Below are 24,605 nucleotides of genomic sequence, written 5' to 3'. Positions count from 1 at the left end.
GCTCCGTGCTTACCCTACTATAAAGAAACTTTCCAAGAACAAATGGCTACCTTGATAGCTCAGAAGAATAAAGCTGCCGGTGCCATAAATGGAGAAGTAAGTTCAGATGGGCTTAATGCAATGTTGGGAGATGAAGGAGACCTGCAGTCCATGCTGATTGAGTCCATTAAAAAAGGAAAAGTGCTTAAGGGCTCTACCGAGGAATGGACGGCAGAAGCTTCTGATCGTGCAAGAGAAATCTTAGCAAGTATCGGAAAGAAAAAGAAAATGGGCAAATCACCAAAAGAACAATTTATTGCCTGGGTTAATCAGCAAGTTTCCGCGGATTCCTCTAAAAACGTCCTTATCCGGAAAGCGGCAACGATTACACGCCATATTGCAGATGGCAAGGTCAATGGGTTTATGTTTACCAATCAAATCCTGGAAGTAGATTTAGTAGAAGCTTTTGGATTCGATTGTATTCAAGATGGGGAAATCGTGGCTTACTTAACGGAATATGAAAGAGCAAAATTTGCAGAAACAGCTGAGCAAATATCAATATTCGAAGTTAATGTTGAAAAAAATACAAAAACAAAGAAGAAGCGAACAGCCGCGGTAAGTGGGCAGCTGGCGTTTGATCTTTTTTAGGAGGAGGCACTTATGTCAATTTTAATAACTTGGGATTGGGCTGTTTATTTTTATTGGTTTCTTGAAAGTTATTTTTATGTACGGGTAGAGGAAATAAAGGTTTTACATTACACCGTGGATGATGACTATTCATTTTCTAGCGAGGATTGTACAAACTTGGCAGAAATTATTCCTATAACAACTGCGAAGTCTACAGCGAATGCGGTAGAGGAACCATTAATTCTAAAACCAGCATTAAATGAGGAATCAGAAGAATTATTTATACAGATTGAAAAAGAGATAACAGCTGTTGATGAAGGTGATATTTGTCACCTCCAATATGAATCTGGTGAATTACTATTAGGTGGTGTCAGCCAAGAAGCAGAACAAGAAGAAATTTTCGTTTCTGAATGGATAGAGGACGACGACCTGGATGAAGATTGTATTCATATGAATGACTTAATGATTGAACAGGCAACACCCTCACAAAATGGTTTTGAATCATTTGCCTCTGCAAAAATTATGGATTGCCTAGAAGGTGCACAACAATGGGTAGTTTCTGTAGTTGGTATTGAAGAAAACTATATCCATATTTCAGACGGAAAAAGGCTTTGGGTAAATGTGGGGGAAAAAGCAAAAAAAATAGGCAATGGGGATATTCTCATTCTAGATGTAGTAAGGACTGGTAAGGAAATCAGTGTACAAAACCTAGTAAGAGTTGAAGCATCTGTGTCAGAGGAGTACATGATTCCAGATGAAGAGCATCTTATTCAAGACGATAGAGTACTAGCAATATAAGAACTCCAAAAGAGCGACTTTTGTCGCCTTTTGGTCCAAGCCTGGGTGCAAAACCTTGGTTTGGACCAAAAGAATAATTCTTTTGGTAATAAAGACCCTCATATTTTACATTTTTAGATAAGATAATCAGATTTTCGACACTTTTCGACAGAGAGGATGAGTCTATTGTAATATAATAATGGCAGTTTTAGTTTTACTTGGAAATGTTTTCATTAATAGCTTTTTTTATCCAAAATATAGAGATTGAGAATATATGGAGATTTATAAAGGATTTTAAATTAAGGCTTAGCTACAATAAATGAGAGGAGATTTATCCAATGATAATTCAACGGTTAGGCGAAAAGCAAATTATAGAAATAAAGCAAGAAATTAAGAAAAAACAAATTGGACTAAATAAACTGCATATCAATTTCAGGTTTGTCAAAGGGGAGTTATACATCAATGCGATGGGGGTAGAAGGAATACCTCAAACAGAAGAATATTATGAATCAATTGAAGATAACCTAACCTATGTAGATTTAGCCTGGTTGACCCCACTAAGTAACCATTTAAATGTAAACCTGGATGCTTCTATAGCAGTTAACCCGGATGGATCCTTTGAACATAATAGTATTGATTTAGAATTACATACAGCTCTTCCAAGTGAAGTTCAAGATAATCATAGAATACTAAGTTATATTACGCCACTGTTTAAGAAACTAATTCCATTTAGAGCGTTTCTTACCCAGATTGAATTTGGATGGCATAATTACCGATTAAGCAATATTCGATTTAAGTTGAACTTGGATGGTAAAAAGGTTAATACCATTTTAAGCAATGAGCAAACTGTTAACACACAGGTTCTTGGTCAATGGCTATCTTCTCTTTCTCAAGTGCTGGATTACAATCAAGGAAGGTACAAGCACTTAGTGGACCTTCCAATCATTAATGGCCGAATTAGTACAGCAACTTTTGAAACGGGCCTTTGCTTCCGCTTTGATGGAAAAGGGAAAAGAAGATGGTCTTAAAATTTCGTTTCCTATTACTACTCTTTGCTTTAGTGATTTTGATACCCTCTGCTGCAAGCGCAAGTCCGTTGCAGCAGGGTAACGGTATCACATTAAATGAACAGCTCAATGTTTGGTCTACAAATCTAAATAATACTGCACCAAAAATATCCTTTTTGTTCTCTGCCATATTTACAATAATGTTTCTATTTGGAGTGGTTAGGCTAGGTTACTCAATTGTTACTAAGACTGGCCAGGTGATGAAAGGATCCACCGGGCTTTTAATCTGGGTTCCAATCACTTTCTTTTTCATCAGAATTTTAATACTATTATTATTTACAACAAATAGTGAAAATGTTACACTACTCGCAAGTGATTTTATTCAGTTAATCTCTGCTGCCAGTCACTCTACTGTTGATTGGATGATATCAATTGGATTAGTATTTTATCTACTTTATCGCTTGATAAAACATCCTGAATTCGGCAGGTGGAGCAAAAGAATGTGGGTCTTTGCTGGCGGATTAACCTTATTGACGTTTATTTCTCCAATTGTATTAGGTGCTGTATAACAAGCTATTAGGAAAAGGGTGAATGCCATGTTAAAACTTGTAATAGATAATAGTAAAAAGCAAGTAAATCCTGCAGCGGTATCATGCCGGACATCGTGTGACCTATTTGATGAACTTACAGAAACTTGTTCGATCAGTCAAAACGTAAATGTCGATAGTTCTTACGAGGCAGCAAGGTGCGGCTTTTTCTTATCTAGAGATATAATGGCCTCTCCCCCGCTAAACAATAATCATATTGGCTTTAAATTCTCACTAATAGAAGAAGAAGCTGATTATTTATTGGACGATCCGAATGTGTTTCATGAATTAATCGGAAAGCCGGTACAAAAGGAAAAGTATACATATCCAAATGAGCCTGACTTTCCAGCTCAAAGAGAAGACGCCAGATGGTATGTATCTTCTTGTGGTACTTACGGTTGCTGGATAGTCAATTTGTGCAAAAAACCATTGCTACATCCAAAAAGCCTTGAAAATGCAGTAAAAGGCTGGACTTCAAAAGTATATAAGTCCCCAATTCCACTGCACGATCACAAATCTTCTCTCACATTGGCCTCCAAAGTCGCGTGGATAATAGACGCAGAAGGATACGGGCAGTATGGATTACTAATTAATGGCCAAATTTCTTCAATTTCCTCTCCTAAACCGGTAAATTGGACGAAGTGATATTGATAATTATGCAAAAGTATTGATATAATTAAATCAAACAAAATATATAAAGGGACCACCCTGTTGTAAATGCATACTTCTACTTGTATGCACTTTTACAGCAGGGTTTTTTTATGTAGGAGGGGAGATAGTGAACAGAGATACCATTATGGTGATACATGAAAAGTCACCGTTTCAGGATGGGTTGGTTAAGCTAATTGATCTGAAGTTTGGACATTTGTTCAAAGTTATTAAAACGGAGACTAGTAAATTACAACTTTATGAAAATGGTTGTGTTCCCAAACTAATTATTCTCGAGAAAGTAATTAATCCAAAGACAGTTGAGTTTCTTATCAAAATGAGGAATATGGGTTCCAAATTAATTTTAGTTACCTTAGATGCTTCAGAAATAACTGAATTAGAGTTAAACCTTTTTAACGCGTTTCTTGTTAAGAATATGCGTACTTTAGAAATGCTGAAAGTCATGGAAGATTTACTGGATTATAAAGAAAGCTATGTGCACCCAGACTTTGGTGATATATTTTTGAAGAAGTTAATAAACGCCTAATTAAATTGGAAAAATATATAAGAAAATACTTGTTTTTAGTGTAATATATGTTATATTTATTTGTAATTCAAACACTAGATATGAGGGATTTTTAATGAGAAAAACTGTCGCAATTTTCGGAGGATCTCAAGAGGCTACGTACAAGCGAATAGGACAAAAAAATAACGTAAATATTATCTTCCATAGTGGTAAAACAAGAAACGGAGGTAACAAAAAGGAGTTCAAAACGCTAGTAAAGAAGGCAGATTGTGTAGTCGTATTACTAGGGGCAGTTGGACACGTAAGTATGGATATTATAAAAGAAGTTTGTAAAGATCTTGGTAAAGATGTGCTTTATCATAATGGGTTTGGTGCTTCTGGCGCTATTCAAAGGTGTGTAGAACACTTAAACACCGCAGCTTAAGAGGAGACATGACTAGTATGATTTCAGTAAATGTTAAAGAGCTAACTCAAGGAGAATTATTGTTGATTGAAACTTTGCGGAATCTTGAAGATCCTGATGAGTTGGTTCGCGCCTGTTGTGATGTTCAATCAATCAATATCAAGAATTGCTTGTTAAATATAGCTGCAGAAAAACTTAAAGGCATTTGTTGAATAAATGATTAACCGGAGGATTTGCTAATGTCTGATAAAAGTGGGAAAAAGGCTTACATAGTTTTAGGGGTTTTATTAGGAGCCTTAATCATTACCGGATGTGGTAGTCAAGAAATTATGCCTGGAACAGAATTTAATGATAACCATAAAGCATTTTCAAATACGGCTTAACTTAATAAAAATATAGCTTATTCTTCGTATATTAGGGGGGAGAGAAAATTGGATCAGCTTCAGTATCAAAAGAAAATTATAAGAGAGGAATATGGAGACCTAAAAAAGCCGACTGAAGAAGAAACAGTTAAAAAAGAATCCCTTATTTCCAGGCCAAAAAGGAGTAATAATCAATTTCTTTTTAGGAAGGGAGGAAGGGTCTGATGGGGAAAGCACTCATTTGCGCTGAAAAGCCCAGTCAAGCAAAAGCGCTTGCTGCTCCATTTCCTAATAAGAATATGAAAACACATATAGCCATTGCACCTTGTGTCATGTTCCCCGAAGGTGCAGTGGTTATTTGGGCTGTGGGACATATTCTAGAACTTTATCGTCCTGAAGACTACTCAAAAGCGTACCAGGAATGGAGTTTAGATAACTTGCCTATTATTCCAAAAGAGTACAAGTTAAAGGTTATTGAAAGTAAAAGAAGCATTTTCAATAATTTTAAGAAGTTCTTAAAGGACCCCGACATTTCAGTTATCATACATGCTGCTGATCCTGGAATTGAGGGATGTTTATTATTAGATGAGATTTTCTACTATTTGAATAATAGAAAGCCAGTAAAAAGATTGTGGACTAGTAGCCTGACCAAAGATAGTGTGGTTGAAGCATTTCGTAGCATGAAGGACAATAGGCATTATCAGCATTATTATTATGCGGGATTAGCCCGACAAAGAGCCGATTGGTTAGTGGGCATGTCTGCTAGCCGAGCCTTAACTTGTCTGCTTAATCAAAAAGGAATTGAAAAAACATTTAGTGCGGGACGAGTACAGACCGCCTTAATGAGTATTATTTATCAGCGTGAAAAGGAAATTGAGAACTTTATTAGTAAACCATATTTCGACCTAATCGGTGAATTTCAATTTGGAGAGGCCAAATTAAATGCCAAATGGTTTAGTAATGAATCAGAGCACATCTTTGACATGGATGAAGATATGCTTGAAGCCTTTTCTAAGTATTGTCAAAGTCAACCAGCTATTGTTAATACCATTAAAAAAGAAGAAAAAAAGAAACGACCTCCTATGTTCTACAACTTATCTTCCCTTCAAATGCATGCTAATCGTTTATATGGAATGACTCCCGCTAATGTTTTAGGTTTTGCTCAAGCATTATATGATAAATCCCTGATTACATATCCACGTTCCGACAGTCAGCACTTAACTCCTGGGGAAGCAGCTTGGATGCCAGTCATAATAAAAAATTTGGGAGAGCTGGAGAGCTATCAAGATTTAATAAAGGGAGCAACTCGAGATATTTCTCAAGATAAAAGATATGTGGATTCTGAAAAAGTAAGTGATCATTATGCAATCATATTGACGGAAGAAAAGGTAAACCCGCTTACTTTGCCAAAAGGGGAACAACAAATATATGACCTAATTGCTAAATCCATTATTGCCGCACACTATCAAGACTACATATACGATACTACTGGAATCATTATTACGGTTGCAGATAAATTTGGTTTTAGAAGCAGCGGGACCCTTGTTAAAGAAGAAGGGTGGAAAAAGATATATATGGGCCTTTCGACAAATTCGGGGGAGGAAGAGAACCAGTTACCAGATATAAAAGAAGGGGAAGTCGGAACAATGCTTTCAGGCCAAATTAAAGCTGGATCAACAAATCCCCCTTCTCGTTTTTCACTAGGAGACTTGATCAAAATTATGTGTAATCCCGCCCCATATTGCGCTGATAAAGAAGATTTTAAGAACTCTGAGTTGCAGCTGGGAACGGAAGCAACCAGGAGCGGCATCGTATCTATTATCACCAAGCGGTATGTAAATGTAAGCAAAAACCTAGTTTATATGCTGCCCGAGGGCCGTGTCTTAATTGAAGCATTAGGGGAAAACAACTATCTAACTTCTGTATTAACCAGCGGTAGGATGGAACGTTATCTAAAACAAATCCAAAAAGGAGAAGGTTCTGTTTCCTCCTTCGTTAAGAGAACGGAAGACATAACGAAAGAAATAGTTGAAAAACTTATTAAGGATGCCGCTTCTTGGAATTTTGTTGAATATGCCAAAGATATTCAAAAAGCTGAAGAAGTAGGTCTATGTAAAAAGTGCGGTGCACCAGTTTTAGAGCGTGAAACGTTTTACAGTTGTAGCAACTTTAAAAAGACAAACTGTGATTTCAGAATAAGCAAGGTTGTCGCGGGAAAACCGATCAGTAAGGAGAACATAAAGAAATTGTTTACTACTGGTCAAACCTCTTTAATAAAGGGATTTAAAAGTCAGAAGAAACCAGATAAAATGTTCGAAGCCTTTTTAGGTTGGGATGAGGATAAAAACAAACTTATATTTAAATTTCCGCAATAAAGAGAATAGGAGGAATAAAAATGAATTCAGCCCTGCTTCACAATGGCCAAATTATTACCGCAGCTGAGTACAATCCAGATAAGAATGGCCAACGAATTAGATGCATTGATAAAAGTTGTCATACCGACCTAATTTTTGTTCCTGGAACAGATTCATCTGTGCCTTACTTTAAAACAACCGGCAAGAACGATCATTCAAAACACAATGAAAAATGCGGATTTTATAGAATATTAACTTTTGAGGAAAGTATAAAAAAGGTAGAAGAATATCAATCTGACTTAATGGAGAAAGGCATAAAAGAAACCCTAATTCGGCTAAATTTAAAAAAATTAGATCCTGATTATGTTGCAAGAACAGTTGAAAAAGAGGAGAGTATAAAAAAGGCGAAAGATCCAAATGAGGTAAAAGTGAAGCAGGAAAGCAAGACGCCTAACAGTATTGGTACTTTAAAGGCTATAGTTAAACTCCTTACTTCATATGAACCAGATACTTTGGCAACAATATTGGTTAGCATTAATGGGCGAAAAATTCCTCTTTCCCAGATTGTCATTAGCCATGATAAAGCACATGAATTAGCATGGTACGACCGAGCAGACCCTAACCTTAGTTATTTTGTATACGGGGTTATCCAGAATGTTGTAAGAAGAGAGTCAGTGTATTATATTAACTTCGAGCCAATTAATGGGGTGGTTTTTAGTTTGGTTATATTCTCAAAATACTTTAAACACTTCACTTATAAAGATGAACAACTTATAGGAAGAAAAGTTTTAGCTTACGGTTCCCGATTAAAAAAGAATGAGTATAAGGGAAAAAATACGTCAGAACTTGTAATAAAATCAAATCAATACATAGAATTCTTAGGAAAGAACTAAATAGCTTATAGAGGTAGATGAAATTATGAATTATCCAATGGTAATAAGAAGAGAGCCTTTGTTTACAGGCTGGTTAATCGTTGTTTTCGCATTATTATTTTATAAATTACTTACACTACACCTTATTATAGGGCTGGCTATGGGAGCAATTTTTGCTGGTATATTATACTTAATGCTACAACACAAAATCATTGTTAAAGATGATCATTTTATTTACAAAGATTTTTCGCGAAACCGTGTTCAGTACCAGGAAATAAATAAAATATTTTTAAGGGTAGACAAGCACTATGGTAACAATAATTTAAGAAAATTTTGGATTGATGTAATCTTGACTGATGGTAATCAATTCTGTATTCCTTCCTACCTATTTACAAACGAAGAAATCTAAAGATTTTTTCAATGTGGCTCTAAGTAAAAACACTGATATTATAATCAATTCGAGTTTAATCGACTATATTTCCTCTAAGCAAACAAGTATAAAAAAGATAGGAAGCATACTTATAATGACCTTGTTTACATTAATGGTGATATTTTATTTGGTTAATGCTAATTAGTGTTCTAACAATCACATTTGGTTCAAGACATCTAGTGTTTCCCCAATAATAAAAGTGAAGAAATTCTTCACATTTTTAAGTATAATTGGAGTTATTGTCTTAGGGCATTAATTCTAGAGGCATATATACAGGGGGCAACCATGGAAAAAACAACTGAAGTTTTTATAGACTTTGATTTCGACAAAATTTATGACTATAAAGAAATGCCAGATAAGAATAGCGGTCGATGTGATAACTGCAATAGTGCTCACTTCAAGAGTTCAGTGGGTGAAGGTAAATTTATTAGAGAATGCTCAAGTTGTGGATTAAAGAAGTCAATTTAATTTATTAAACGTATACTTATTAATTTTAGTCCATATGAACCCTTGGCACTTTAGCCAGGGGTTCAATTTTTATCCCCAAAACGGCTCCCTATTCATATTATTGAACTACTAAATGATATTTGTGGCTGTCATAATGAATATATCAATAAAACAGTGCTATTATTTGAATATTTCAATAAAATGCCAGTTTAGCATGACAATTCTACTATAATGATAGATGTATCTATAGATAAACAAGGAGGGTTAGAAAGGAAATATTTTAAATTTATGATTAAGGATGTGTTTGCAGAATGAAAAAGTGGTTAAAGCCTGGTTTTTCAATTTTTCTAGCAAGTTTATTAGTTTTGAGTTTGGCTCTTCCTGGATATGCTGCAGGGAAAGATGGTAAAAGTAAAACTAGCAATTTAGCTTTAGAAAAAATAAGTGAAATGCCTAAAGAAAAAAAACAAAGGGTTGAAGCAGCTCTTGATAATCCTAGCTTCAAAAACCGATCTGAACTATCAAAATCAGAAGCTGGTTTAGTAAATAAGGTTACTAAGTCACCTTCTACTTACCTAAAAGATGCAGATATTGTTAAGGATGAATCTGTTTTAATTTACGGAACAGAAAATCCAAATGTTGTAGTTTCGAATACAGATGGTTATGTTGAAGTGATTGAAAAAGTAGACGAAAACTCCTTTACTATAAATGGAGAGGTACATAAAATACAAGTCACTTCAGAAGAAGATCAAGTGAAGAATAAAGAAGAAGAACAAAATGCTATCGAAGCATATAGCAGTAGCAGTTGGGTTTCAGGTGGTAATCCAGGAGGTAATTGGTCTGTTATATGGTCAGGGTGGCGAAATCTTCATTTTGAGAACACTATAGGGACTTACACAGTAGGTGCCCTTGCAACAATTATTGGTCTGTTTACTTTACCAGTATTAACCTCTGCAATGATAGGCATTGCTTCAATCTTGTTAGGTTCTATATATACAAACTCGAGCGCAGCGCGACTTTACCAAATCAACTACAAACATCAATATCCGATTTACAAAAGAGAATATTATCAAGCTTATGCAGTTTGGGAAGGTAAGCAAATATATTTGGGTTACAAAAATATTTATTATCATAGAACTCCAGGTGTTTAAAAACCTAAGCTGATAAAATATGGGAGAGGAAACCCTTTCCCATATTTTTAATAATTTGAATATTAATACCAATAGAATCCACTTTTTATGCTACAATTTAGAAATACAACTGGGGAGGAGATTTTAACATGTATGTTTACGCAGTGTTAGTATTTCTAGCCTATTTAATTACGTACTTTATTTTAAAAAATAAGCTTGATATTAAAAGTAACGAAGGAAAATTACACCTTAATAAAACACATAAAATTACTGAAATAATAGTTGCTGCAATTGCATTAATAATTTTATTTTTAATTGGCTTTGTATTTGAATATGGTTTAAAACCACATTATCCTGTTGTTATCCTTTCAGCTATTTTGCTTGTTCGTGCATTGTTTGAAAGAAAGTATTTGAAGGAATCTAAACGGCATATCTTAAGCATTTTAACTAGTTCAGCGTTATTTATTATGTTTATAGGGATTGAATTATTTTTTATATAAAACTGCTTTTGATAAACACTAATTATAAAGAGGCTGGGACAGAACTAAATTGTCCGTTGTTAAAGCCGAATGATTTCTATTTTAAAAAGTAATAAAAATAAAAAAAACGAACTATTACGAAACTCTAAATCAGAATTTCGAATAATAGTTCGTTTTTTTCTTTGGTCGAAATGCTTTTGTCCCAGCCCCTTAATCTTTATCTTTTTCCACCGGTCTATACTTACCCTCTGAAAGTTTCTCAACTAAATTAAACTCGATCAACTTCTTCAAGGATAAATTACAGTAAGCAGCTGCATCGTATTTATCTCTTCCTACTTTAAGTCCTATCTCAGATGGTCCTACACCTGACTGCTTTTCTTTGTATAACTCACATAACGCTTTAAGGATATTCTTATCTTTTTCAGTAATTTGTTTTTTGGACTGTTGTGACAAAATATACCTCCCTAGATATGGTTATAAAGGAAAAGTAAAACAATAAGGGCTTATAAATCAAGTCATTTAGCAGATCTACATCAAATTGGGGAGGTTCGACTTACAACCTTTCCAATATATTCAAAAGGAAATATAATGATATCTAGTTAAAAATTATAAATCTTTCCAAAGGAGTGTTAAGAATGAGTAACAGAAATAGCAAATACGAACCGCTACAAAATTTTTTAAAGTCCCAAAAGACCAAGAGTACTAAAATGACCTTTTAGAGGTGGAAGACATTCTTGGATTCACACTCCCAAAATCAGCCTATGAACGTGAAGCATGGTGGGATAGATCTGACACACACTCAGTCCTTCGCTTGGAAAAATGCTGATTTTATTGCAAAACCAAACTTGAAAGAAAAAAAGGTAGAGTTTATTAAGCACATAGAAGATTAGTTTTATAAAATAAGCTTCGTTAATTAGGCTACAATCACAAATAACAGTAGGGGCGAACAATGATTAGAATAAAAAGTATAAATGAATTTAATGAATATAGAAAAAATAAAATTGGTTATTTCCTTATAGAGGATAAACCAACGAAAATTAAAACATTACATAATGTAAGTTGTCCTCATATTAACATTAGATTTTTTGAACAAAAGGTCATCAATAATCAAGAAAAGAATGGAAGTTACTACTGGTGCGGAGGTTTTAAGGGAATCATAAGTGAAGAGGGCATACGTGAGTGCCTAGTTTGTAAGAAGTAATTATGCGACTACATACATCTTCAACGAAATGATCCCCTTAAATGGTATAAAAGTAGAAGACACAAAAATCATCCAGAAGAAACTGCGCAATTTAAAGAATTTTTTTAAATACGCGAATCCGATAAGAGGCAAATTTTAAGAACAGCTACCAAACAAGGTAGCTTCTTTTTTTGAGCAAGGGTATGTCTGGAATACGTATACCAGTAGCAATTGTATATTTAGATCTATATTATCATAATAATTTAGACTAAAAGATGGTGGTGATTATTAGTTTCTCTGTAGTTCGAACTAGATACATTGGTACTATTAGTACTATATCAATAAAGGTTTATGTTAAAATTAAATTATAATGGTAAATATTAGGTATTTCATTTTCGTAAATACACGAATTGCTTGTTCTAATTAGTCAAAAAAAACTATGCCATATTCAATGTAAAATGTGAAATCCTGGAACTCAAATATAAAATTATTAGTAGGTGATTTAATTGAATTTTGGTCAAGTATTAAAACTACATAGGATCAAGCTCAAAATGACTCAGGCAGAAGTAGCTTCAGATATATGCTCAATTCCTCATTTAAGTAAAATAGAGAATGGTTCTAAGGAAGTAAATAAAGAAACACTTTTTCTTTTGCTGAAAAAGGTTGGTCTTAAATATGAGGATATAATAATAGACCAAAAGTTAGCTGTGGAAAAAATTAAACATTTGTCAAAAGAAATTTATTTCTGCAATTATAATGAGGCAAAAACTATATTAGATAATATTCGTCTTAAAGAAGAGCAGTACGTTAGTTATGGTCTTGGACCAAAAATATATTTGGAAATGTGTAGATACTTTATTCATGAAAATAATATCGAGTCGGCAAATAAATATTATAAATTATTAACAAAAATGAAAAAATCCCTATTACCAGAAGAATTAGAATCCTTAACATTTATACAAGGGCTTTTAGCTTTAAAACAAGGTAACTTGATAGAATCCTTAAGGTATTTCAATAAATGCTTGGATTATAACTCCTTAGACCAGGGTGATGTACAATATTATTTTGGGCTTGTAAGTGGTAGGACCGGAAACTTTGGTGAAGCTATAGAGGCAGCGATTAAAGCAAAGGGATTATTCATGCAGACTTACAACTATAAGCGAATTAACCACGTAAAGTTACTACTTGGAATAACATTAGCGGAATTAGGGACTTACAATAAAGCAGAGTTATATTTTAAAGAAGTAATTTATAACTCGAAGATATTAAAAGATAAAGAAATAGAGTCTATAGCTAGTCATAATTATGGACTTATTTTGAAAAAAAAGGGCGACTATAAGCTAGCTAAAGAAATATTAAATGAAAGTTTAAATTTTCATAAAGATAATAACAAACAAGAGAGATACCTGGATAACCTAACCGAACTGGCTGAAATATATATTATAGAAAAAGAAGATATTAGCAATTCTTTAATTGAAGAAATACTTTTATTATCTGATCTTCACAAGAAAGATGAGTATTTTCATATTTTTTATATCTACAAACTTTTATTAAAAAAAGAATATGAGAAGATGGAGGAATATATCCTCAAAGAAGCGATTCCCTACTTTGAACTACACAATCAAAAAAAACACTTAATATTTTGCTATAGAAAACTAGAAAAATATTGTATAGATAGTTTTACACTCAGTGAAATTAAGAGCTTATTTAAAAATTCAATTTCTTTATTCGAATGAAGACAAATATATCTCTGCCCTAATTAAAATTTTCCCAATATGAAAATTCATAATTTTCTATTATTCTCAAGTTATTAATAGTATTAATATTAAGGAGGGAAAAATTTGCAATTTGAGTTAGAGAATGATGAACACGACCTTTTTAAACATTATGTGACGGTATTACCATTTAATAAAGAATTTGAATTATGTCTTGCTGGACCAGCCAAATTACCGGTTGAAATAGAAGGAGATGTATATGTATTTAACTGGTACACATGGTTCAAACAGCCGCAAGAGAATAATAAATCCTATAAAAAAGTATCTGATCAATACCCTTTTAATAGAATATGTTCTTCTATACTAACCTATGGAGATTTTAAAGATTCAAATGAAGCTTTTGTGAGACTTCATAGTGTCTGCCAAACTGGAGATATATTTCATAGTCAAAAGTGCGATTGTGGGTATCAGTTGAATGCTTCTTTAAAAGAAATAGTAAAAACAGGAACAGGAGCTCTATTTTATATTGGTTATCAAGAGGGTAGGGGTATTGGATTATTCAACAAAAACTTAGCTTATATTTTACAAGAAAGAGGTTTTGATACTGTAGAAGCTAACAATACCTTAGGTTTAGAAGATGATTACAGAGACTACAATGAACCGATAATAATCTTAAAACACCTAAGGACCAAACCAATTTCTCTTCTTACCAATAACCCACTAAAGGTTGAAGCCTTAAAAAAATATGGGGTTACTATTAGCCAAAGAATTCCTCTGTGGGGTGGAGAAAATTCTTTTAATAGTAAATATCTTACTACCAAAAGGGTTAAGAATAATCATTATAAACAGGAGCTGATAGTAAAATGACACTTCTTATTAAAGAAAATGAAACAATCCTTAGACATCGTGGTCCGGTAACAAGTGTGGTTATTAATGAGGAAATTTCTCGCGTTTTTACTGCTGGTTATGATGGAGCAGTTGGAGAATTTAATTTTACGACAGGCGAATTCAAACTATTAGGAGTACATAACCATCTAGTAAATAAAGTGGTTTCAAATGGGAAAACTCTATTAGCAACTTGTTCTTCCGATTACTCAATTATAATTTGGGACGTTGAAAAACAACAAAAGAAGAGTACCTTACTGGGACATAATGATGATGTGGAAGATTTTGTTTTTATTAACCATAACAAAGGTATAAGCACATCCCGCGATAAGAGAATTATAATTTGGAATTTAAACAATGGTTCGATCGAAAGAATTATCTATGGTCATGATAAAGATATTTTATCTATTGCAGCCTTTGAAGACAAATTTGTTACTACAGGAGATGATAAGACCCTTAAACTATGGAGTGTAAAAACTGGGGACTTACTAAAATCTTGGGGCCCTTTTGACGTTGAAACAGATACTTGTGCAATAGATATAAAGAATAAAAGAGCAGTTTTAGGGTGTGATGACGGGGTTATAAGGATTTTTTGCTTAAATTCAGGAGAACTATTAAAAGAGATACATGCACATAAATCGGCAATAAAGAAAGTAGCAGTGTCGCCTGTTAATGGTAATATTTTATCAGCAGCATATGATCAAAAAATATATTTATGGAATTCTAAATCATTTGATATGGAAGTGAGCTTTGAAAATATTAATACTAAATGGGAAAGATCCTTGACTTTCTCTCCTTCCGGTAAATATGTTTTAGCGGGTTCTTTTGATGGTACAGTCATTCTTTGGGATTCGCTAACAGGAAGAAAATTAAAGGAATTTGGAGATATCGACAACTCAGGAAACCCCTGTTTTAACCAGGTTTCTGTGAATGATAACCTACTTGCTACTGTCAGTGATGATGGGTATGTAAGGCTAGGAGACATAAGTTCAAATGATTTTGCAAACAAGTTTGAACCCCAAAGTGGTAGATATCTAATGAATGCTGTCCATTTTACCCAAAATAAAATCTTTACGGGTTCGCATAACCAAAAACTTCATATATTCAACTTAAATCAAAACTGTAACAAAAATTGTACAAAGACATCTCATTCTTGTATTAACCACCATGAAGTCCTTATAAACGAAGGCCCCATTAATATAATTAAGTCTATTGGGTCAGGAGAAGATGAATTAATTTTTATAGGTTGCTATAGCGGCAAAATTATTATTACAGATTCAAACGGAACAAAACGTAATGCTATAAAAATTCATGACGGAGCTGTTAAATCACTAGTGTTGCATCCAAATGAGCAATTTGGTATAAGCTGCTCAGCCGGAGGAGAATTAATCTCATGGGATTTCAATGGAAAGATACTAGATAATTTTATAGGTCATTCAGCCATTATCAATGATATTGATATCGATCCAACCGGAAATTATTTAGCGAGTGTATCACGGGATTTCACCCTTAAAATTTTTGAAATTAATACAGGGAGAATATCTGCGATCTTTGATTTAGGTAATAAATCATTAAAATCTGTGAAGTTTATAGATGAGAAAAATCTAGTTGTGGGAGATTATTGGGGCAACCTTGTAAAAGTTGATCATATTTCAGGATTATCTAAAAAGAAAAGTATTGCTCAAAACGGTATAAGTAGTATAGATGTTTCTAATGGTCATATTGCAGCTAGTTCTTATGATGGCAGTATTTATATCTTGGATACAGAGCTTAATTTAACAAACAGAATTAAGGCTATGGAACAGAAATTTACTAATGATTCTACATGGGAGAGATAGTGATGAAGAAAGTACAAAGAATTGTGGTCTTAATAGTTTTTGTAACATTTCTAAGTGGTGGAGTAAACACGCATAATATAGTTCAGGCGGAGAGTATAAATAGTGATCCTAATGGTCCTATTTGGCCACCTGCACCTGAAGAAATAAGATAGATAATGATTATATATTTTTGAACCCTCCAACTTGTAGACAAAGCCTAGTTACTAGGTCGGTCTACAAGTTTTTTTATTATTACTTGGCAGTTTAATTCACTCTATTTCATAAATTTAAAAATTTTCCCAATTGTTAAAAGTATAAATCTAAATCACAATAAAGTTGTGCTAGCATACAAATTTTTTACAGGGGGTGAAATCATGAAGAGAAAGCCTTTCAAAAAACCAAGTCGTTCAATCGCAGTTGCTGAGAAATAAGAAATGATTCTTTTAACATCTTAAGATTAAAAAACTCGGATGAGATAGGGTTATTACTCTATCTCATTTGATAATTGAGGAGGAGAATTGTGAATATATCTGATAGACTTACTAAATTACTTTATGTTAAAGAACTTGATTTAATCTTATGTGCAGATATTAAAGGGAGACTTCACTATCTTAATAAGGATTTATCCGTAGTAAAGTCATCACCTTCTACTCATTACAATAACATGATTAATGCTATAACTTTTGATAATGGATATGTATTCACCAAAGATATTAGAGGGGTAATAGGAAAGTGGGACTTAGCAACGTTAAAACCACTTGATTTCCATGATGACTATTCTTTGAGAAGTGAGGAATACCTTTTGACACTTGATGAGGAACCATCGCCAAGTCTTTCTAGAGGAATTGGTACTTTTAATGGAAAGTTATACACAAATAATGGGTACTCACAATTTGTCGTCTTAGATCAAGAAACTTTTGAGCCTTTAGATATACTTCCTCCATTCAATGAAAAATCATTTATTGATTGCATATGCACTGAAAACGAAAGTATTCAAGCCATTTCGGAAACTTGTGGAATACTTCATTTAGGTACTATCGATAATCTTAATTTTGATAAAAAAGTTCCTATCGATAGTGGAAATGTTCACATCATAAAATACGACCAGCTGCACAATCGTTTTGTTGCTACTCAGGATTATGGGCTGGACGCTGATAGAAATGTAAGAAATGGAATAGTGACCATAAATCCAGATAACTTAGAGAAAAAGGAATATCATTTCACAACAGACGATGTGGAGTTCCTTTTGTTTTCTGAAGACTACAAAAAGATAATAACTGGTGGTTTTGATGGAAGATTATATATTTATGATAATACAAATGAGGAAATAAAGTTAGTTGATGTTATAGGTCCATTTAGGTACCAATTTGTAAGTGCCACTATAATTCAAAATGAAATTTTCTTATTGATGCAAAGTGGAGAGCTTGTTAAAGTGGATTTTTCCGGAAAAATTTTGTCAAATGCTATCTTTGACTATTCTTGTATTTGGTCTATTGAACAACATCCTGAAGATAAACAAACACTTTACTTAGCTACTGGTAAAGGCGTTAGCATAATAAATTTCGAATCAACTAAATACAATAGTGTGACAGTTAAAAAGATAAAACAAAATGTACATTCCCTTGGTATCACTTTTAGGGTTTGTCCTCTCAAAGCGGGGTCTTATTTAGCTGTCACCAGGGATAATATAGTTTATAAAGCGGATATGGATGGAACAATCATATGGTATAAAGACTTTGGTGACCTTACTAGATATATTTCAATAAATGAAAACTTTGAAACCGCGTTGCTAGGGCTAGAAAATGGAGATGTTTACGAATTAGATGTTTCTACAGGAAGCACATTAAATAAATTAACTTTCAATGCACCAATTTATGTAACAGGTTATAGAACGAATGGAAATAAAATCATTGGTTTAAAAACCGGTGAAATTATTCAATATAATAGCAGCTTTGAAAAACTCAATGCATTTACACTAGATGGATATCCAAAGCGCATTGTCCAAAATGAGAAAAAGGAATTTATTACAGGTACCTTTGGTTTCATTGAAATCGATTTTGATTCGGGAGAATCTAAAAAAGTCTTTACTGAGTTATTATGGAATACCAATGAGAATGGAACAAAGATTAACGATCATGTATTTGTTATTAGTTATGGTAAGCAAATAGGAGCCTATGATTATGCAACTGGTGACATGGTTGACCTGGTTGAACCACTATATGATTATCCTAAAGGATTATATGGTGTTTCATTAGAAGGAGAAGAAATTCTTTTTGTAGGTGGTAATGGAGGGTTTGTAAACATCTATAGAATAGTCGATGGATCACCTATAAAAGTTCGTGAGTTTTATGCTTAGTAATAAGCAGCAACATGACGGAGGACTGAAAATGAATTCGTGCTTTTACGATATAAATTGGATATACATACCAGGGGGCAAAGCCAGAATAGGGAGTTCTTTGGAAGAAATTGAAGAAGCACATGACTATTGGAGGACTCGTTTGTTATCAGATTCATACAAAGATGAATTTAAAAACTGGTTACTCAAGGAATATCCAATAAATGAGGTTTATTTAAAACCCTATAAAATTAGTGATATCCCTGTCACAAATGGATTGTATTTAGAATACTGCGAACAAACTAGTCAGCCTTTCCCAGAAAGTATTTCTGATCAAGTCTTGGGAGGTGGCCATGAAAATCCAGTCTGGGGTGTCACCATCGAAGAGGCTCTAAGTTTCTGTGAATGGTTGAGCTCAACAATCAATAAGAATATTACAATTCCTACTGAAGCTCAGTGGGAATTTGCAGCCAGGGGGGAAACCCGGCGAATATATCCATGGGGAAATAATTTTTCTCAAGAATTTTGTAATACTTATGAATCAAAGATAGAGAAAACCACTCCTGTGCGAAAATACGAAAAAGGAAAATCATATTATGGGCTTTATGATATGGGTGGAAATATTGAGGAATGGGTTCACACCAAATATGATGCATATCCTAATGGGGTTGTTATAGATGATGACCTTTTACAGATTCTCGGAAAGGATTATTTTATCCTAAAAGGGGGTTCCTTTGCTCGAGGTGGAGATTTGTGCAGGGTTGCTAGAAGACACGGGAGACATCCAAATCCCGAATTTCGCTTTACAGGTTTTAGATTAGCTATAAGTCTATAGACTATGGTGGTGAAAAATGTCACAAAATCGCAAAATGAGTTTGCTATTACTAGCAAATATAATTAGTGCCATCGGGAGTGGAATATCAGCTTTTACTATCCCTTGGCTAATTATTAATATGAATGAAGGCGAAAAAATATATGGACTACTTTTCATTTCAGTTACAATAACAATTTTTTTCTTAAGCCCATATATTGGAGTCATAATTGATAATTTTCCTCGAAAAAAAATATTATTATATTGTGAAATCTTGGCAGCTATAATATTTGGTGTATTATTAACTAATTATTTTTTTTCAGGTGAATTCAGTTTATGGATCCTAATAATAATGACGATTGTTAGCTCTTTATATAATGCTATACAGATTCCGACATTAATGGCATTTACCCAGAGTATATTCACTCAAAAAGAATACAAGAAAGTAAATAGTTTAATGGAAGTACAAGGTCAAACAGCCACTTTTTTAAGTGCCGGCCTTGTAGCTTTGCTTTTAGGCAAAGTTGATATATGGTTAATATTTCTATTGGATATTTTCACATTTATCCTAGCATTTTCAATACTGTTATTTATTCCCTACCAAAATAATTCAACCTCTAGAGAAGCTGTTATTAATGAAGATAAACCTATTTTAAAAATGTATAAAGACATAAAAGTAGCATTAAAATATATACGAGAAAATACAGCTCTAATGATTTTCATATTATGTACTTTCCTTCCTTTTATAATGGTCATAACTGGAAATTACATAAATCCTGTGTATGTATATAAAGAGTTAGAAAAAGGTCCAGAAATAGTTGGTTATTCCAGTGTTATATATGCATTAAGCGCTATGACGGGAGGAGTAGTAGTAGCCTATCTATCAAAACGATTCGGTGATTACTCATCGACATATATTACTTATTCTATTTTTATTATTGGAATAGTTGGAATAGTGATGTTTCCTTTCGTATCCGCATTTTTATTAATGAGAGTGTTTGCAGGAGTCGGTAATGCAGGGACTAGAGTCTTGAGAAGAAATATTATGATGGATAAAATCCCTAATGAGATTATGGGGAGAGTTAATAGTTTTATTAACTCCTTCAGTCTTTTAATGCAGTCTATTATAGTTGGATTTTTTAGTTTTTCTATTGGTAGTTTTGGTGCTTCAACCTCCTTTATTACGATTATTTTTATATTATTAATAGGTTTAATTCTTATGATATCCTCTCATCATTACTATAAGAGGAAAAGTTCAGTTTTACAGCATCAAAATAGTGTGGTTCAGCATAAGAACTAATTCATTATAAGGTGGCTATAAATCTATGGGGAACGCTAGAACAATAACAATAAACAGACAGAAAATTATAGAAAATTTCAAAAAAGGCTTAGGTAATACCTCTGTTCTTGAAATAAAAAATAATAATGGAGGAAAAATATTTGCTAAATGCGAATGGGAAAACCCCACAGGGTCAATAAAGGATCGAGCTGCATTAAATATGCTAGAAAAAGTAATAAATGAACATTCGTCAAATAATGAAGAAATGCATATTTTAGAATATAGCGGTGGAAACTTAGCCATTTCCTTAGCTCACCTTTGTAATTTACTTGAATTAAAACTAGATTTGGTCTTAAGCGATTCAACTAGCAATAGTATTATTCAAAAAATCAACCAGTTAGGAGCAAATATACATCTTGTAGATAAAAATCTAGGCTTCTGGGGCGTTATAGAATTTGCTAGAAAACTACATGAAGAAAATGATAAATTTACTTTTTTATATCAACACGAAAATAGCGCAAATATTGAAGCGCATAGAAATGGCACTGGCGAAGAAATTGTTGAATTTATGAAGTTGAATAATATTAGTAAAATTGATGCATGGGTTAGTGCTGCTGGAACAGGAGGAAGTTTAGTAGGCGTATATAAAAAGTTGTCGGAAAAATTAGATGATTTTGAAGTGCATCTTGTAATGCCCGCCGAAGCACCTTACGGTAGTGAAAACCCACCAAGCCCAGGGAAGAGGTTAGCTGGTACTGGAGGGTTTGGGTTAGGCAGAAAACAGAGTTTCTTAAAGAGTATTGAGCACCTCATTAAAGAGCAATCATTATGTTCATATGAGGAGGCTCTTTCAGAGATGAAAGATTTTTATTCTGAAACAGGAATAAAGATAGGAAGTTCGGCCGCTGGAAATTTAAAAGCAGCAAAAAAAATTAGCGAAAAATTAGGAGAGAATTCAACTGTTTTTACCATTTTTCCTGATAGTGGAACTACTGAGGAGTGGGAGACAATATTGGGGGAAAAATTAAATGAGTGATTCACAATATATGAAGTTCGCTATGGAATTAACAAAATACACAGTGGGTCAGACTAGTCCGAACCCAGTGGTTGGAGCAGTATTAGTTAAAAATGGAAGAATTATTGGGGTAGGATCCCACCTGAAAAAAGGTGAACCACATGCCGAAGTACATGCAATAAAGATGGCTGGAGAGGAAGCAAAAGGTGCAACATTATATGTAACCCTTGAACCGTGTTGTCACTACAATAGAACCCCGCCTTGTACAGATTTAATTATAGAAAGTAATATAAAAAAAGTAGTGATTGGAATTTTAGATCCAAATCCACGAGTTAATGGTAAAGGTATAGATAAACTGAGAACAGCTGGGATAGAAGTAGATAGTGGGTACTATGAAAAAGATATATCAGATATAAATAGGTTTTACCTGCACTTTATTAAAAATAAGATACCGTACGTTACCATTAAATCTGCTACTAGCTTAGATGGCAAAATCGCAACAGCTAATTACGAAAGTAAGTGGATCACATCTGAGAAATCAAGGTTGAACAGTCATAGCTATAGAAGTAGTCATGATGCAATACTTGTTGGCGTAAATACAATATTAAAGGACGATCCCTATCTTACAGATAGGGTTAATGGTTTAAATCCTATTAGAATAGTTCTAGATAACAATCTAAGAACCCCTACAGATGCAAAAATAATAAAAGATAACTCTACAAGGACAATAATTTTTATAAGTTCCAAAGTGACTAAAGAAAGAATGGATGAGTATTCAACAAATAACAAGGTGGAAATTATTCAAGTTAATAATCCTAGGATAGTAATCAGAGATGTGCTAGAGAGGTTAGGTAACCTAGGTATAATTTCAATCCTTGTAGAAGGGGGCGGTACAGTTATTGAAAGCTTTTTACAAGAGAAGTTAGTCAATGAGGTAGTTAGTTATATCGCTCCTTTAATTATAGGAGGAGAAAAAGCTCCAACATTTGTAGAAGGGAATGGCTTTAGAACATTAAACAATGCAATAAAGCTTCAATTTAGAAGCATAGAAAGATTGGAAGAAGATATTAAAATTGTTTCAAAAGTAATTTATTAAAAAGATAAATGGGGATAATTCTTATGTTATTTGTATGCAAGAATCACGTTAAACATGCAGTGAATATGTTGAAAACCCCACATGTAAGTTATAACTCTATTTATATAAAGTGTTTATTTTGTAACGCAGAATCGCTATATAAAATTTTTTATTACGACATTGATATAAGCCGAAGAAACAGAACAATTTACAAAAATGTAAAACACCTTAGACAATTAACGAAAAGCGGAGGGGAAATATGAAAGATATTCCTAATTTAGGTGTTGGACTAATGCTAAAAGAAACATCAATGTCTTCATACCTTAAAAACCAAGAAAAGATTGATGAGATTTGTGATATATATGAGATTTTGGTGAGTAAATACTTTTTAGGACAGAATTCCAGCCTGGATGAAATAAAAGGTAAAATTACTAAACCTTTATTACTACACGCCACATGGAGTTCATTAGGTACCGATGAAGAAATAGAAAAAAAAAATTTAGAAGAATTAAGAAATAAATTAAATTCATTAGTCCCGCTATGGTGGAGTGATCACCTGTGCTTCAATGGTGTAAAAGGTATTCAAACAGGCACTCTGCTGCCCCCAATTTTAACTAGTCACTCTAAAGAGATTTTTATAAAAAAAATTAAATTTCTCAAAAAGGAATTCAAAATCCCTTTCTTAATAGAAAATGTACCATTCTTATTTAATCCAATCGGAGAAATAGACTACTTTAGTTTTATAACAGATATAATTTCTGAAACTAATAGTGGAATTGTATTAGGAATTGATAATTTAGTTGAAAGTAAGAAATTCTATAATATTGATCCCTTTAATTTTATAGATAATCTCCCATTGGAAAATATTATACAAATTCATTGCCCTCTTGAAGAAAATAAGAGTACTCAATATGATGAGATTCTGGAATATATTTCTACAAAGAAAGAGATTAAACCTAGGGCTTTAATTTGGCAGCCAAAAGATGAAGTACTGCTGGATTTTAACGATGAAGTTGTAGATAAATTAAAGTGGAGTAAAAATATCTTTTTTGAAGAGAGGGAAAGTATTGGATACAATCATTAATATTCAAAGCTTCATTTCCCATTACCTACGAAATTACGAAATAAGAAAAACATGTAAATTTAAAGAAAAAAGTGTATTATTTTCAAAATTCAACTTCAGTGAGATAGAAATAAAATTATTTAATCAGATAGACTTTATACTCTTAGAGAGACTTGCAAATAAGTTGCAAAAAGAAAGGATAAATAATCTAAAAAACAATTTCCATGAATTCTATAATTACTTGAAAGAACAAAATAAAGAAGATATTTTTAGGAATTTTGTAAATAATGATACGGGAAGTTTAAATCCAGTAAAGGAAATTGATAGGTTTTATACTTATGCCAAAGATTATTTAAATAAAACCGAAAGTACTAAGTATATAAAAGATCTATTAGATTACACCTATAATTTTACATTGGTTTCAAAAAGCAAGTTAACAGATTCTAATAATGTTATAGAATTAGATTTTGCGGCTCCCATATATATAAAAAAACCTTATAAGGTTTTTAGCTTAAATTACGATGTAGAATCTTTTTCGATGAATAATATGTCTAAAGAAAAACCAACTTATCAAAAAACATATAAAATGCTTATTCAAAAGAACTATTTAGAGCCTACCGAAATTCATTTTTTTGAAATAGAAGACGATGACAATTTTTTTGTATTTTTAGAACAAGGCATAACACCAATTGATTTAATACATAAAGCTTATACCTCCGAACAAGGTAATGAGTGGAGAGAACAAATCATTGAATTATACGAGTTAAATGTGATTGGACATTGATACAGGCAAGGAGGGATT

The 24,605-nt window shown here is 33.0% G+C and carries 29 protein-coding genes; 28 read left to right on the top strand and 1 reads right to left on the bottom strand.

Translation table 11 applies throughout. The annotated features are described in order from the left end of the window. Positions 1 to 42 precede the first annotated feature (42 nt). The 16 genes from NSQ49_RS26635 to NSQ49_RS26560 all read left to right on the top strand — a co-directional run bounded on the left by NSQ49_RS26635 (position 43) and on the right by NSQ49_RS26560 (position 10,649). The gene (locus tag NSQ49_RS26635; protein WP_159866698.1) at positions 43 to 627 is read left to right on the top strand and encodes a hypothetical protein; all 585 of its coding nucleotides are present in this window, start codon (positions 43 to 45) and stop codon (positions 625 to 627) included. 12 nt (positions 628 to 639) lie between these two features. Further along, positions 640 to 1,404 carry a hypothetical protein gene (locus NSQ49_RS26630; protein WP_159866701.1) on the top strand — a complete coding sequence of 255 codons (765 nt, stop codon included), beginning with the start codon at positions 640 to 642 and terminating at the stop codon, positions 1,402 to 1,404. Between the two features lie 317 nt (positions 1,405 to 1,721). After that, positions 1,722 to 2,411: a hypothetical protein gene (locus NSQ49_RS26625; protein WP_159866704.1), complete on the top strand. Its 690-nt coding sequence runs from the start codon at positions 1,722 to 1,724 to the stop codon at positions 2,409 to 2,411. Continuing rightward, a complete protein-coding gene (locus tag NSQ49_RS26620) occupies positions 2,402 to 2,959 on the top strand; it encodes a hypothetical protein (RefSeq protein ID WP_159866707.1) in 558 nt (185 codons plus the stop codon). Before NSQ49_RS26625 ends, NSQ49_RS26620 begins: the two co-directional genes overlap by 10 nt. 27 nt (positions 2,960 to 2,986) lie before the next feature. Beyond that, positions 2,987 to 3,622: a hypothetical protein gene (locus NSQ49_RS26615; RefSeq protein ID WP_159866709.1), complete on the top strand. Its 636-nt coding sequence runs from the start codon at positions 2,987 to 2,989 to the stop codon at positions 3,620 to 3,622. 133 nt (positions 3,623 to 3,755) lie between these two features. Further along, the gene (locus NSQ49_RS26610) at positions 3,756 to 4,172 is read left to right on the top strand and encodes a hypothetical protein (protein ID WP_159866711.1); all 417 of its coding nucleotides are present in this window, start codon (positions 3,756 to 3,758) and stop codon (positions 4,170 to 4,172) included. A gap of 94 nt (positions 4,173 to 4,266) precedes the next feature. Next, positions 4,267 to 4,575 (top strand): DUF2325 domain-containing protein, encoded by a 309-nt coding sequence (locus NSQ49_RS26605; protein WP_159866713.1) that lies wholly within the window; start codon positions 4,267 to 4,269, stop codon positions 4,573 to 4,575. A gap of 17 nt (positions 4,576 to 4,592) precedes the next feature. Next, a complete protein-coding gene (locus NSQ49_RS26600; protein ID WP_019379900.1) occupies positions 4,593 to 4,766 on the top strand; it encodes a hypothetical protein in 174 nt (57 codons plus the stop codon). 27 nt (positions 4,767 to 4,793) lie between these two features. Continuing rightward, complete coding sequence (locus NSQ49_RS26595) at positions 4,794 to 4,937, top strand: hypothetical protein (RefSeq protein WP_159866715.1); 144 nt, start codon at positions 4,794 to 4,796, stop codon at positions 4,935 to 4,937. Positions 4,938 to 4,985: 48 nt separating this feature from the next. Then, the gene (locus NSQ49_RS26590; RefSeq protein WP_159866717.1) at positions 4,986 to 5,141 is read left to right on the top strand and encodes a hypothetical protein; all 156 of its coding nucleotides are present in this window, start codon (positions 4,986 to 4,988) and stop codon (positions 5,139 to 5,141) included. Next, on the top strand, positions 5,141 to 7,291 hold the full coding sequence (locus tag NSQ49_RS26585; RefSeq protein WP_159866719.1) for a type IA DNA topoisomerase: 2,151 nt from the start codon (positions 5,141 to 5,143) through the stop codon (positions 7,289 to 7,291). Before NSQ49_RS26590 ends, NSQ49_RS26585 begins: the two co-directional genes overlap by 1 nt. A 20-nt stretch (positions 7,292 to 7,311) precedes the next feature. Then, positions 7,312 to 8,163, top strand: a complete 852-nt coding sequence (locus NSQ49_RS26580) for a DUF7828 domain-containing protein (protein WP_159866721.1) — start codon at positions 7,312 to 7,314, stop codon at positions 8,161 to 8,163. Positions 8,164 to 8,188: 25 nt separating this feature from the next. Then, complete coding sequence (locus NSQ49_RS26575) at positions 8,189 to 8,551, top strand: hypothetical protein (RefSeq protein WP_159866723.1); 363 nt, start codon at positions 8,189 to 8,191, stop codon at positions 8,549 to 8,551. A 306-nt stretch (positions 8,552 to 8,857) separates the two neighbouring features. Further along, positions 8,858 to 9,040, top strand: coding sequence for a hypothetical protein (locus NSQ49_RS26570; RefSeq protein WP_159866725.1), 183 nt, complete (start codon positions 8,858 to 8,860; stop codon positions 9,038 to 9,040). A gap of 290 nt (positions 9,041 to 9,330) precedes the next feature. Then, positions 9,331 to 10,170, top strand: coding sequence for a hypothetical protein (locus NSQ49_RS26565; RefSeq protein ID WP_159866727.1), 840 nt, complete (start codon positions 9,331 to 9,333; stop codon positions 10,168 to 10,170). Between the two features lie 128 nt (positions 10,171 to 10,298). Beyond that, on the top strand, positions 10,299 to 10,649 hold the full coding sequence (locus NSQ49_RS26560) for a DUF4181 domain-containing protein (protein ID WP_159866729.1): 351 nt from the start codon (positions 10,299 to 10,301) through the stop codon (positions 10,647 to 10,649). Positions 10,650 to 10,838: 189 nt separating this feature from the next. Here NSQ49_RS26560 and NSQ49_RS26555 read toward each other — a convergent pair whose 3' ends face one another. Continuing rightward, positions 10,839 to 11,081, bottom strand: a complete 243-nt coding sequence (locus tag NSQ49_RS26555; protein ID WP_159866731.1) for a hypothetical protein — start codon at positions 11,079 to 11,081, stop codon at positions 10,839 to 10,841. Between the two features lie 496 nt (positions 11,082 to 11,577). Between NSQ49_RS26555 and NSQ49_RS26550 the strand changes: the two genes are divergently transcribed. The 12 genes from NSQ49_RS26550 (at position 11,578) to NSQ49_RS26495 (ending at position 24,587) form a co-directional block, all read left to right on the top strand. After that, positions 11,578 to 11,829 carry a hypothetical protein gene (locus tag NSQ49_RS26550; protein WP_159866733.1) on the top strand — a complete coding sequence of 84 codons (252 nt, stop codon included), beginning with the start codon at positions 11,578 to 11,580 and terminating at the stop codon, positions 11,827 to 11,829. A gap of 485 nt (positions 11,830 to 12,314) precedes the next feature. Further along, entirely contained in the window at positions 12,315 to 13,544 is a 1,230-nt protein-coding gene (locus tag NSQ49_RS26545) for a helix-turn-helix transcriptional regulator (protein WP_159866735.1), read from the top strand. A 105-nt stretch (positions 13,545 to 13,649) separates the two neighbouring features. Then, on the top strand, positions 13,650 to 14,390 hold the full coding sequence (locus NSQ49_RS26540; protein WP_159866737.1) for a GTP cyclohydrolase II: 741 nt from the start codon (positions 13,650 to 13,652) through the stop codon (positions 14,388 to 14,390). Beyond that, positions 14,387 to 16,246 carry a WD40 repeat domain-containing protein gene (locus NSQ49_RS26535; protein ID WP_159866739.1) on the top strand — a complete coding sequence of 620 codons (1,860 nt, stop codon included), beginning with the start codon at positions 14,387 to 14,389 and terminating at the stop codon, positions 16,244 to 16,246. The genes NSQ49_RS26540 and NSQ49_RS26535 overlap by 4 nt, the downstream gene beginning before the upstream one ends. Positions 16,247 to 16,248: 2 nt before the next feature. Then, positions 16,249 to 16,398 (top strand): hypothetical protein, encoded by a 150-nt coding sequence (locus NSQ49_RS26530; protein ID WP_159866741.1) that lies wholly within the window; start codon positions 16,249 to 16,251, stop codon positions 16,396 to 16,398. 347 nt (positions 16,399 to 16,745) lie between these two features. Further along, a complete protein-coding gene (locus tag NSQ49_RS26525) occupies positions 16,746 to 18,581 on the top strand; it encodes a hypothetical protein (protein ID WP_159866743.1) in 1,836 nt (611 codons plus the stop codon). 31 nt (positions 18,582 to 18,612) lie between these two features. Beyond that, positions 18,613 to 19,395 (top strand): formylglycine-generating enzyme family protein, encoded by a 783-nt coding sequence (locus NSQ49_RS26520; RefSeq protein WP_159866745.1) that lies wholly within the window; start codon positions 18,613 to 18,615, stop codon positions 19,393 to 19,395. Between the two features lie 16 nt (positions 19,396 to 19,411). Continuing rightward, positions 19,412 to 20,671 (top strand): MFS transporter, encoded by a 1,260-nt coding sequence (locus NSQ49_RS26515; protein ID WP_159866748.1) that lies wholly within the window; start codon positions 19,412 to 19,414, stop codon positions 20,669 to 20,671. Between the two features lie 25 nt (positions 20,672 to 20,696). After that, positions 20,697 to 21,686 carry a pyridoxal-phosphate dependent enzyme gene (locus NSQ49_RS26510; protein WP_159866751.1) on the top strand — a complete coding sequence of 330 codons (990 nt, stop codon included), beginning with the start codon at positions 20,697 to 20,699 and terminating at the stop codon, positions 21,684 to 21,686. After that, positions 21,679 to 22,761, top strand: coding sequence for a bifunctional diaminohydroxyphosphoribosylaminopyrimidine deaminase/5-amino-6-(5-phosphoribosylamino)uracil reductase RibD (gene ribD, locus NSQ49_RS26505; protein ID WP_159866754.1), 1,083 nt, complete (start codon positions 21,679 to 21,681; stop codon positions 22,759 to 22,761). The genes NSQ49_RS26510 and ribD overlap by 8 nt, the downstream gene beginning before the upstream one ends. Before the next feature lie 238 nt (positions 22,762 to 22,999). Then, a complete protein-coding gene (locus tag NSQ49_RS26500; RefSeq protein ID WP_159866757.1) occupies positions 23,000 to 23,824 on the top strand; it encodes a multinuclear nonheme iron-dependent oxidase in 825 nt (274 codons plus the stop codon). Further along, entirely contained in the window at positions 23,808 to 24,587 is a 780-nt protein-coding gene (locus NSQ49_RS26495) for a hypothetical protein (RefSeq protein ID WP_159866760.1), read from the top strand. Before NSQ49_RS26500 ends, NSQ49_RS26495 begins: the two co-directional genes overlap by 17 nt. Positions 24,588 to 24,605 lie beyond the last annotated feature (18 nt).

It is taken from the genome of Cytobacillus sp. FSL R5-0377, from assembly GCF_038004385.1.
Taxonomy (GTDB): domain Bacteria; phylum Bacillota; class Bacilli; order Bacillales; family Cytobacillaceae; genus Cytobacillus.
This window is presented reverse-complemented; position numbering and strand designations above follow the sequence as displayed.